Here is a 10,542-nt window from a genome sequence, read left to right as displayed (position 1 = left end):
GCAAGGGAAAAAGGGAGGGAGGTCACCCCCATCGCTGGCTCCACCAACCACCCCCCCCCCCCCCCCCCCCCCGCCCCGCCCGGGGCGGGAAGGGAAGGAAGGCGGGAAGCTCCGCTGTGGAGAGCGGAGGGCTGGGGTCGGAGCTGGCTCAGGTGAAGGTGGGCGTGTGCGGCCGGACCGAGCCGACGGGGACTCCTCCACCCAGCAGCGGCGAGTGCAGCTGCTTGTCCAGCACCTCGTGCTCGAAGCCGAGCATCTTCAGCGTCGCCGCCATCACGACCGCACGCGCCCGCGCCCCGCCGTCCTCGATCTTCAGCGCGATCCCCCGCCCGTCCGGCAGCCCGACGGCGTACACGCTCTCCGCGCCGACCTTGCCGAACAGGCCCGGGATCGCGTGGATCAGCTCCGACTCGTCCCGACGAGACCCACTCGCGTACTCCGGGAACGCCCGGAACGCGTCCGCCACCCGGCCTTCCAGCGTGGACGGCGAGGCCGCCGCGAACAGCCCGAACGACCGCGCCAGACCCGCGAGGCTGATCGCCAGAATCGGCGCCCCACAGCCATCAACAGCAACATGCGTGACCTTCTCGCCGGCCGAGTCCTCGACAGCGGTCCGGATCACCTGCTGCAGCGGGTGTTTCGGCGAGCGGTAGTCGTCCGCACCCCACACCCCGTCCGGCGACGTCTCCCGCGCGGCGTCGTGCAGCGGCCAGCCGTTCGCGACGCAGGTCGCGAGCATCGCGGCGTGCTTGCCCGAGCAGTTCATCGTGATCCGCTCCGGACCGTGCCCGGCCGCGATCCACTCGTCGCGCCGCCAGTCCTCGACCGGGTACTGCGCGGGCGTCCGCAGCGCGGACTCGTCCAGCCCGACCGACGCCAGGATCTCCCGTACGCCGTCCAGATGGATCTGCTCGCCGGAGTGCGACGCCCCGGCGAGCGCGAGCAGCCGGCCGTCCAGGTCGAGCCCGTGGCGCAGCATGCCGAGCGCCTGCATCGGCTTGTTCGACGAGCGCGGGAACATCGGCTGGTCGACGACGCCGACGGACCACTCGACGCCGCCGTCGGGGTTCGTCACCACGACGGAGCCGCGGTGGTGCCCTTCGACGAAGTCGCTGCGGACGACGTCGGCCACGATCACAGGTTCGGTCACGCCTGAACTGTACGGCTCCGGAGTCAGGAGCAAAAAGCCAAGTTGGGGATGATCCCGCTCACAGGCGCGAGCGGACGTGCAGCCCGACCTCCGGGTCCACGATCAGCTCCTGCGTCGCGGTCACCGTCGGCTGCTCCTCGGCCACGACCTGCAGCTCGATCTCGCTGTCCACCGAGCGCTTGACCAGCGCCAGTGCGATCGGCCCGAGCTCGTGGTGCCGCGCGGCGGACCCGACGAACCCGACCTGCTTCTCACCCACCCGTACGGCGTACCCGTGCTGCGGCAGGTGGTCGACCGAGCCGTCCAGGTGCAACCGGACCAGCCGTCGCGGCGGACGACCCAGGTTGTGCACGCGGGCGATCGTCTCCTGGCCGCGGTAGCAGCCCTTGTTCAGGTGCACGCCGACGCCGAGCCAGCCCAGCTCGTTCGGGATCGCGCGCTCGTCGGTGTCGAGCCCGAACCGCGGGTGCCCGGCCTCGATCCGGAGCGCCTCGTACGCCCACACACCGGCCGGCGGCCCGGCCAGCTCGGCGTACGCCGACAGCTCCGCCCGCGGCACGAACGCCTCGTACCCGCCGAGCGAGTCATCGCCGGACCGCGTCAGCGGGCCCCCAGCGGGCGCAGCGCCCGGCCGCCACACGATCGCGAAGCGGTCGGTGACGTCGGCGATCTCCACCCGCGACATGAACACCATCTTCTGCAGCCACTCCACCAGCGCCGCGGCCGCTCCGGGCTCGGTGTGCAGCCAGAAGGTCTCGCCGTCGTCCACGCCGTACATCGCGTGCTCGACGTGCCCGGTCGGCGACAGCAGCAGCGCCGTCGTCGACGTACCAGGCTTCAGGCCCTCGAAGTACTGCGTCGTCAGCGCGTGCAGCCAGGTGAGCCGGTCCGGCCCGCTGATCGTCACCACGTCGCGGTGCGAGAGGTCGACATACCCCTGACCCGCCGCCAGAGCCCGTTGCTCGCGCAGGTCCGAGCCGTAGTGCGCCGCGACTCCGGCGTCCAGGCCGTCGGCCTCGACCGCCGCGGGCAGGTCCAGCAGGGGGCTGCGCATCGATGACATGTCACCAGCGTACGTCGCGCGGCGTACGGCCGATGCCTCCCTCCGTGGGATGTGGACAACACCCGCGATCGCGACGCTGGAAGGACCACTCGGAGAGGACAGGACGATGACAGACAAGCGCTTCCGGTTCGGCATCGTGGCCACGCCGGACGATCAGTGGACCAAGACCGTACGCCGGGCCGCCGAGCTCGGGTACGCCACGATCCTGATGCCCGACGGGCTCCAACTGCTGTCGCCGTTCCCCTCCCTGGCGATGGCCGCCGCGGTCGCCGACATCCGCGTCGGCACGTTCGTCGCCGCGGCGCCGATGCGCACGCCGTACGCCGCCGCCTGGGACGCGCACACGCTGACCGTGCTGACCGACGGCCGGTTCGAGTTCGGGATCGGGACCGGGCGACCCGGGACGGACAAGTTCGCGGAACGGCTCGGACTTCCGTACGGATCGGCTTCGCAACGCCTGCAGCAGGTCCGCGAGACGCTCGACCACCTCGCGGAGCTGGACGGGGACCGGCACACGCCGGTGCTGATGGCCGCGGGCGGGCCGAAATCCCTGGCGCTGGCGGCCGAGCGCGCCGACGTGGTCTCGATCGCGAAGGGTGCGATGACGCCGCGCGCCGAGGTACAGCAGCTCGCTCAGGACCTGCGGGCGATGGCCGGCAGCCGGGCCGACGACATCGAGCTGGCGCTGAACCTGTTCGCGGCCGGGGACGGCGAGTTGCCGCCGTGGACGAAGCAGGCGACCGGCGTCGAGCCGGACGAGCTGCGGGCGACCGACTCGCTGATGCTGCTGCCGGGGAGTCCGCGGGAGATGGCGGACGAGCTGCTGCGGCGGCGGGACCTGCTCGGGGCTTCGTACATCAGCGTCAACTCGGCGTACCTGGAAGAGCTGGCGCCGGTGATCGAACTGCTGGAAGGGCAGTGAAAGGCCCAGCGCCCGTCATCTGTGGCTGACGGGCGCTGGGCTGAGGGGTGGGACGGATGGACTAGTGGTCGCGCTCCGGCGTCGTCTCCGGACCGGTGCCGACAGCGGCCGGTACGTCGCCCGCATGCGTGTCACCGGCGGCGAAGGCAGCCTCGTCGAACGGGTCCTCGCCGGCGAAGACCTGCTTGACCTGCTCGCGGTCGAGCTCCCCGACCCAGTGGCCGACCAGGACCGTGGCGACCGCGTTGCCGGCGAAGTTCGTCAGCGCGCGGGCCTCGGACATGAACCGGTCGATGCCGACGATCAGGCCGACGCCGTCGACCAGCTCCGGGCGGTGCGACTGCAGACCACCGGCGAGCGTCGCCAGACCGGCGCCGGTGACGCCGGCGGCGCCCTTCGAGGCGATGATCATGAACGCCAGCAGCGAGATCTGCTGCCCGATCGAGAACGGCTGGTCCATCGCCTCGGCGATGAACAGCGACGCCATCGTCAGGTAGATCGCGGTGCCGTCCAGGTTGAACGAGTAGCCGGTCGGGACGGTGATGCCGACGACGCTCTTCGAGACGCCGAGGTGCTCCATCTTGCCGATCAGCCGGGGCAGGGCGGTCTCCGACGACGACGTGGACACGATCAGCAGGAACTCGCGGCCCAGGTAGCGCAGCAGCTGGAAGATCGACAGCCCGGTGACCACCCGGAGAATGGTGCCCAGGACAACGACCACGAACAGCGCGCAGGTGATGTAGAAGGCGATCATGATCTTGCCCAGGCTGACCAGCGCGTCCACGCCGGTGGCGCCGACGACCGCGGCGATCGCGCCGAAGGCGCCGATCGGGGCCACCCACATGATCATCGCCAGCACCTTGAAGACCAGCCGCTGCAGGTGCGCGATCCCGTCCAGGACCGGCTGGCCCTTCGAGCCCAGCGCCTGCAGCGCGAAGCCGATCAGCAGCGCCACGAAGACCGTCTGCAGCACCTCGCCCTCGGTCAGCGCCGAGACGATCGTCTTCGGGATGATGCCGAGGATGAAGTCGGTGGTGGTCTCGTGCGCCGCCCCGACCTGCTTCTGGCCGGTCTCGCGGAGCTTGTCGGTCAGGTTCAGGCCGGACCCCGGCTGGACCAGGTTGCCGACCACCAGACCGATGCCCAGGGCCACCGTCGACATCACGATGAAGTAGAGCAGCGCGAGGCCACCGACCTTGCCGACGCTGGCGGCCTGGCGGACCGAGCCGATGCCGAGCACCAGCGTGCAGAAGATGATCGGGCTGATCATCATCTTGATCAGGTTCACGAAGCCGGTGCCGAGCGGTTTCAGCTCGACGGCGAAGTCGGAGAACAGGAAGCCGACGCCGATCCCGAGCAGGACGGCGACGATCACGGCGATGTACAGGAAATGGGTCCGGTCGTTGCGGACCGGGGTCGGGCGCGGTGCGGTGGTCGACATACGTGGCTCCTTGGCCGGGCGGTGCGGGGTTCTGAGTAACTGTGACGTGACGCACAGGACAACTGCGCATTTCGTTCATATCGTTCGTGGTCGGTACGCACAGTTCGGCGCGCGGCGAACCGTCGTACGGCGGCGAACAGATGCCGCGCACTACCAGTCGGGGCGCTGGTGTGGAGAATGTCGGCATGAAACGTCGGCCGTGGGAGCTGCGGCGCCAGGTGCTCTGGCTGCAGACCGGCACGGTCGCGGTCCTGATCGTGATGGTCTGGATCATCCTGGCCAGCCGGACCCGGGCCCGCGCCGACCGGGACGCCGCCCTGGCCGGGCTGACGCCGCCGGGCTGGGCCGAGCTGCTCCGCGGCGAGACCCGGACCATGCTCGGGATCGCCAGCCTGATGCTCGGCGTCGCGATCGCGGGCAACGCACTGGTCGCCTGGCGAGTCCGCCGCGCTACTCGCGGGATGGGGACCCAGACGCTCGCCTGGATGCTCGACTTCTACCAGGGCGTCCTGCGTGCCGCCCGCGAAGGCCTGCTGCTGATCGACGCCGAGGGCCGCGTCCAGCTGGTCAACGACGAGGCCCGGAAGCTGCTCGGGCTGCGCCAGGTCGAGGCGGGGACGACGGTCGAGGAGCTGCACCTGCCGACAGCTCTGTCCGAGTTGCTGTGCGCCGGGCGTACGGCGTACGACGAACTGCACCTCGGGGCGTACGGCGTGGTCGTGGTGAACCAGCAGCCGGCCCGGTCCGGGCGGATCGTGACGCTGCGCGACCACACCCAGCTGCAGGCGCTGCTCGGCGAGCTGGACGCGGTCCGGAGCCTGGCGGAGTCCCTGGAGGCGCAGAATCACGAGGCATCGAACCGCCTGCACACGGTGGTCAGCCTGATCGAGATCGGCCGGCCGGAGCGGGCGAGGGAGTTCGCGGTGTCGGAGCTGCAGTTCGCGCAGGCGATGACGGATCGCGTCGTCGGCACGGTCGGCGACCCGGTGCTCGCGTCACTGCTGCTGGCGAAGCTGTCGCAGGCGCAGGAGCGCGGCGTACTGCTGACGCTGGACCTCGGCTCCGAGGCGCTGAACACGCGGTTGCCCGCGCAGGACGTCGTCACCGTCGTCGGAAACCTGCTCGACAACGCGATCGAGGCGGCCCGGAGTGGGCCGGCGCCGCGCCGCGTCGAGCTGAAGGCCGGTACGACGCCGGACGCGATCGACCTCGCCGTCACGAACACCGGCGCCGAGCTCGGCTCGGTCGAGCTGGCCCGGATGTTCGAACGCGGCTGGACGACGAAGAACGAGCCAGGGCACGGACTCGGACTGGTGCTGGTCCGCAGCACGGTCGAGCGTTGGCAAGGGACGTTGATGGTCGACCCCGACTCCGAACTGGACGAGATCCCCGCGCTGACCGTGCGGGTCAGGCTGCCCCGGGCGGTGAGCGCGAGTGCCTGACCTTCTTCGGGTGCTGGTCGTCGAGGACGATCCGGTCGCCGCGGAAGCCCACCGCACTTACGTGGATCGTCTTCCAGGCTTCACCTGCGTCGGCATCGCCGGTACGGCGGCCCGCGCCCTCTCCGTCCTCTCCCAGGGCCAGATCGACCTGGTCCTGCTGGACATGAACCTCCCCGACGGCCACGGCCTCGACGTCGTCCGCCGGATGCGCGCCGCCGGCAACGCCACCGACGTCGTCGCCGTCACGTCGGCCCGCGAGGTCTCCGCCGTCCAGGCCGCCGCCCGGATCGGCGTCGTCCAGTACGTGCTGAAGCCGTTCGCCTTCGAGACGCTCCGCGACCGGTTGTCGGCGTACGCCCGCCAACGCCGCGCCGCCGAGTCCGGCCAGATCGTCGCCGACCAGGACGAGGTCGACCGCTTGTTGCACCCAGCAACAGTTTCCTCAGTGCCCAAAGGCCTGGCCGGATCGGTGTTGGACCGCGTAGTTCAACTCCTGGGCAACCGCGAAGGCTGGACCGCCGAGGAGGTGGCCACCGAACTCGGCACCTCCCGCATCACCGCCCGCCGCTACCTCGAGCACCTCGCCGACCAGCAGCAGGCTCTCCGCACCCAACGCTACGACGGCCGCAGCGGCCGCCCGAAGGTCGAGTACAGCTGGGTCAGCGAGAGCTGAGCCCCGCACCACCGGCAGGCTCCGGAGCGCCGACCCGGCTCCTACTCCCCGCGAGCTTGCTCGCGTACCCAGCCAGGCAGGCGGATCAGACAGCAGACAACGGGGTGCAGCGCGGGTTGGTCTGTTCAGACCCGAACGAGCGTCGCCCACAGGTGGGGCTGGAGCGGCTGGCCTTCGCCGGCCATGTCGTACGCCCAGAGCAGCTCGCCCTTGACCAGCCCGTAGAGCCGGTGCCCGGCGGTGACCTCCTTGGCGGTGGCTGTGCGCGCGATCACGTCGGTCTGCATCTCGACCTTGGCGCCGTCGATCTCGCCGTACCAGATCTCCGCGAACCCGGTCGGGTGCGCCAGCACGACCTCGAGCTTGTTGTCCGGCTTCGGCCGCCAGAACCCGGTCTCGACCGCGAGCGGACGCTCCTTGGTGCCGTCCTCGCCGACCACGTAGGTCTGGCTGACGTAGTGCAGGTACGGCTTGCCGTTGTGGCTGAAGTCGACCTGCTGCCCGAACTCGAACTTCTCGATCGTCGGGTAGTCACCGTGCCCGCGCCCCTCCCACCGGCCGAGCAGCCAGGCGAGCGGCATCAGGTCGGGGTGCAGGTCCTGCGGGATCTCGAAGGCCATTGGCTCAGTCTGTCAGTTCGCGCTACGGCCGCGGTACAGGCGGTAGACGACGAACGCCGAGAACCAGGCCATGAACACACTGACCAGGACCAGGAGGGTCGTGAAGATGACATGCAGCACGTTCGCCAGTCTAGGGGATACCCGTCCCGGCCCTCCGCTACGGTGGCGTGATGTCCCGCACGCTGGTGATCAAGCTGACCGCAGGCGCCGAAGCACCCGAACGCGCCAACCAGGCCTTCACCGTCGCCGCCTCAGCCGTAGCCGCCGGCGCCACGGTGTCCCTGTGGCTCACCGGCGAGTCCGTCTGGTTCGCCGTCCCCGGCCGGGCCGAGTCCTTCGACCTCCCCCACGCCGCCCCTCTCCCCGACCTCCTCGCGAGCGTCCTGGCCGGCGGCACCCTCACCGTCTGCACCCAGTGCGCCAAACGCCGAGACCTCACCGAGGCGGACTTCCACCCCGGCACGAGGGTCTCCGGCGCCCCGACGTTCACCGAGGAAATCCTCCAGGACAACGCCCAAGCAATCGTCTACTGACAGCCGCCCGGTGTCGCCCGCGACCTGACGCGGACCACAGGGCGCCCGCCGCTCGGCGGGTGCGGCCGAGACCTCGATTGCTGCTCAGCGGCTTCGGTCGCGGTCCTGGGAGTCCTGGCCGCGGTCGGTGTCGCGCTGGTGCTGGGCTCCCGCCGTACGGCCTGCTTGGCCGGCGGTCTCCAGCTGACGCTGAGGCCCACGCTCGGCCGGGCCCGCAACACCCTCGCGAGTGAGCGCACCGAGCTGTGCCTTCTCCGCATCGGTCATCGCAGGCGCATTGCTCTGCTGCCCGTTCGTCCGCTGCCCATCCTGCTGAGCTGCAGCCCTCCGGTCCTCTTCCAGCCGAGTCTCCAACGGCCCTGACGGACCCTGCGCCTCCCGAGCCTGAGCTTCAGCTCGCAGATCCCCACCGGTAGGCAGGCTCGAGGTCTCCACCTCAGCTCCCTCCTGCTGCTGCCGATCCACCTCGTCCCGCCCAGCAGCCCCCGGCTCATCCCGCTCAGCCTGCTCGACCTGCTGATCCCGCCCAGCCTGCTCCTGCTGATCCCGCCCCGGCAGTTCCTGCTCGACCTGCTGATCGCGAGCCGGCTGCTCCTGCTCGACCTGATCCCGCCCAGCCTGATCAAGCTCGTCCGGCGCCGGCCCTTCCTGCTCAGCCCGTACGTCGTCCTGATCCCGCTCAGCCTCGTCGCGCTCAGGCTGCTCAACCACAGACTCGTCGACCTCAGGCCGCTCAACCTCAGCAGGCTCCCGATCAACCTGTACGTCGTCCCGAGCAACCTCCCCCTGCGCAACCTCCGGCTCACCCTCAGCCCGGTCAACCTGCTCCACCGCCTGCGGATCAAGCCCCGGCTCGCCCTGCGCCACCGCCTGCGGATCGCGATCAGGCTCCGCCTGCTCGATCTCCTGCGGGTCGCGCTGCTGATCCGTCTCCTGCTCGTCGCGCTCGGCGTCTACCTGCTGGTTCTGGTCAGCCTCCGCCTGCGGCCCCTGGTCGGGCTCACCCTGCTCCGGGCCGTTCTCCCCTTGCTCAGGCTCGCCCTGCCCATCCCGCTCCGCCGCCTCCTGGACCTCCTGCGGATCGCGATCAGCAGCCTGCTCGGCCTCCTGCGGGTCGCGGTCTACCTCCGGCGACTCCCGGTCGACCTCCAGGTCATCCCGCGCGACCTCACCCTGCTCGACCTCATCCTGCCCGTCCCGATCCAGCGCCTCGGCCGCCACCGCAGCACCGGCCGCCGCAGCAGGCAGCCCATCAGGCCTACCCTCACGATCGCGATCCTCCGCGGCCTCACCCTCGCGATCCGGCTCACCATCGCGCCCCTGCTGCTCCGCCGTCCGCGCCTCGGCGTCCTGCTCGGCGGTCTCGGCCTCGCGGTCCTGCTCCGCGGTCTCCCGCTCGCCCTCCTCGCGATCCCGCTCAGCAGACTCCCGCTCAGCAGTCTCCCGCTCATCCCCCTCGCGCTCGTCGCGCTCGGCATCCTCCCGATCCCGCTCGAGCGTGTCCGGCACCCGATCCCCATCGCGATCGGTCAGCCGATCCACATCCGCGTCCCGCAACTCCCGGTCCCGCGTGTCCAGCACCCGATTCCCATCGAGATCCAGCGGATCCCGCTCGTCCTCCGGTCCGTCGACAGCCAGCGTCTCGTCCCCGATCGCCCGCTCCACCAGCCCCAGCGTCAACATCCGCCGCTGATGCTCGGTCAGGTTGTCCAGCTGCGCCCGCGCCTCCGGGTTGTTGCGCATGTACTGCACGACCGCCTCGGTCATCGCGCGGCGTTCGTGCTCGTCGAGCTCGCGCTCGCGCTCCTGCAGCTGGTTGTCGTCGAGCTCCGGCCCGTCGTTCGGGGCGAGCGTGTTGTCCTGCCCGCCCACCGCCGGCGCACCGACCCGCTGCCGGCGTCGCCCGCGCAGCAGCCGCCGCAGCCCGCGGAACTGCGCCCGCACAACGCGCGCGAGCTGCTTGAACCCGCGATACAGGCTTTCGAGCAGTTCTTCCTCGACCGACTGCGCCATCACGCCACCTCGCTCGCATAGACGGAGTACGCGAAGCCGGCGGCCGGATTCGCCTCACCCGGCAGCAGCCGGGTGGCGTACAGGTGGAACTCGGCGCCGGGGCGCAGCCACACCGCGAGGTGCCGCCGCCGTTCCCGCCACTCGCCGGGGATGCGTGGGTCGTTGCCCGGCCCGACGAACACCGGGTCGCCCCAGTGCTGCCGCGCGAGCGCGAGCTGGTCGGGCCAGTGGTCGTCGATCAGGTCCTCGGCGTCACCGACCTCCTCGGCCGTGATGTTGTACGCCGACCAGGTGCCGCGCGGGCTTTCCGGCAGGACGGCGTCCGGCAGCGCCAGCATCACCGTCTCGCGCGCGGTCACCAGCCCCCACGCGTACTCGGCCGGGTCGATGTCACCGGGCGCCCACGGCTGCCAGCCGGTCGCGGCGACGACCCGCGCGACCAGCGCGCGGATCCCGGCGGGACCGGTCTGCGGCGGCCCCCAGAGCCGGCTCCAGTCGCCCACTTCCGCGAGGTCGGACATCGCACGCGCGTCCTCGTCCGGCGACCGCAGCTGCGTCCTCACTGACCTTCCCTTCTCCGACCCCGACCAGAAAGCACCGACCTCGAGCAGACCACCAGGTTATGCCGATCCGGTGCCACCCGTTCCGACGTATCCACAGGCCCACCGGATCCGTCCCGATCCGG

The 10,542-nt window shown here is 70.8% G+C and carries 10 protein-coding genes; 4 read left to right on the top strand and 6 right to left on the bottom strand.

Annotated elements, in window-relative coordinates; translation table 11 throughout:
- Nucleotides 1-148: 148 nt before the first annotated feature.
- Nucleotides 149-1,150 (bottom strand): asparaginase, encoded by a 1,002-nt coding sequence (locus ACZ6Z4_RS03255; protein WP_465557611.1) that lies wholly within the window; start codon nucleotides 1,148-1,150, stop codon nucleotides 149-151.
- A 58-nt stretch (nucleotides 1,151-1,208) separates the two neighbouring features.
- Nucleotides 1,209-2,213, bottom strand: coding sequence for a CAF17-like 4Fe-4S cluster assembly/insertion protein YgfZ (gene ygfZ / locus ACZ6Z4_RS03250; protein ID WP_465557609.1), 1,005 nt, complete (start codon nucleotides 2,211-2,213; stop codon nucleotides 1,209-1,211).
- Nucleotides 2,214-2,319: 106 nt separating this feature from the next.
- Between ygfZ and ACZ6Z4_RS03245 the strand changes: the two genes are divergently transcribed.
- Nucleotides 2,320-3,135 carry an LLM class flavin-dependent oxidoreductase gene (locus ACZ6Z4_RS03245; protein WP_465557607.1) on the top strand — a complete coding sequence of 272 codons (816 nt, stop codon included), beginning with the start codon at nucleotides 2,320-2,322 and terminating at the stop codon, nucleotides 3,133-3,135.
- 61 nt (nucleotides 3,136-3,196) lie between these two features.
- Here ACZ6Z4_RS03245 and ACZ6Z4_RS03240 read toward each other — a convergent pair whose 3' ends face one another.
- Complete coding sequence (locus tag ACZ6Z4_RS03240; protein ID WP_465557605.1) at nucleotides 3,197-4,576, bottom strand: cation:dicarboxylate symporter family transporter; 1,380 nt, start codon at nucleotides 4,574-4,576, stop codon at nucleotides 3,197-3,199.
- A gap of 185 nt (nucleotides 4,577-4,761) precedes the next feature.
- Here ACZ6Z4_RS03240 and ACZ6Z4_RS03235 point away from each other — a divergent pair, with 185 nt between their 5' ends.
- Together ACZ6Z4_RS03235 and ACZ6Z4_RS03230 are read left to right on the top strand one after the other, a co-directional pair.
- Entirely contained in the window at nucleotides 4,762-6,018 is a 1,257-nt protein-coding gene (locus ACZ6Z4_RS03235; RefSeq protein WP_465557603.1) for a sensor histidine kinase, read from the top strand.
- Nucleotides 6,011-6,691, top strand: coding sequence for a response regulator (locus tag ACZ6Z4_RS03230; protein WP_363667243.1), 681 nt, complete (start codon nucleotides 6,011-6,013; stop codon nucleotides 6,689-6,691). Before ACZ6Z4_RS03235 ends, ACZ6Z4_RS03230 begins: the two co-directional genes overlap by 8 nt.
- Nucleotides 6,692-6,816: 125 nt before the next feature.
- On the opposite strand, the gene ACZ6Z4_RS03225 is transcribed toward ACZ6Z4_RS03230, so the two are convergent.
- Nucleotides 6,817-7,311 (bottom strand): heme-binding beta-barrel domain-containing protein, encoded by a 495-nt coding sequence (locus tag ACZ6Z4_RS03225; RefSeq protein WP_363667245.1) that lies wholly within the window; start codon nucleotides 7,309-7,311, stop codon nucleotides 6,817-6,819.
- A 170-nt stretch (nucleotides 7,312-7,481) separates the two neighbouring features.
- On the opposite strand from ACZ6Z4_RS03225, the gene ACZ6Z4_RS03220 reads away from it, so the two are divergent.
- Nucleotides 7,482-7,844 (top strand): DsrE family protein, encoded by a 363-nt coding sequence (locus ACZ6Z4_RS03220; protein ID WP_465557600.1) that lies wholly within the window; start codon nucleotides 7,482-7,484, stop codon nucleotides 7,842-7,844.
- Between the two features lie 84 nt (nucleotides 7,845-7,928).
- Here ACZ6Z4_RS03220 and ACZ6Z4_RS03215 read toward each other — a convergent pair whose 3' ends face one another.
- Together ACZ6Z4_RS03215 and ACZ6Z4_RS03210 are read right to left on the bottom strand one after the other, a co-directional pair.
- The gene (locus ACZ6Z4_RS03215) at nucleotides 7,929-9,857 is read right to left on the bottom strand and encodes a hypothetical protein (RefSeq protein ID WP_465557598.1); all 1,929 of its coding nucleotides are present in this window, start codon (nucleotides 9,855-9,857) and stop codon (nucleotides 7,929-7,931) included.
- Nucleotides 9,857-10,420 carry a hypothetical protein gene (locus ACZ6Z4_RS03210; RefSeq protein ID WP_465557596.1) on the bottom strand — a complete coding sequence of 188 codons (564 nt, stop codon included), beginning with the start codon at nucleotides 10,418-10,420 and terminating at the stop codon, nucleotides 9,857-9,859. The genes ACZ6Z4_RS03215 and ACZ6Z4_RS03210 overlap by 1 nt, the downstream gene beginning before the upstream one ends.
- Nucleotides 10,421-10,542: the final 122 nt, after the last annotated feature.

It is taken from the genome of Kribbella sp. NPDC104740 (genome assembly GCF_055583505.1).
Note: the sequence above shows the minus strand (reverse complement) of the source record. Positions and strands in the feature narration are given on the sequence as shown.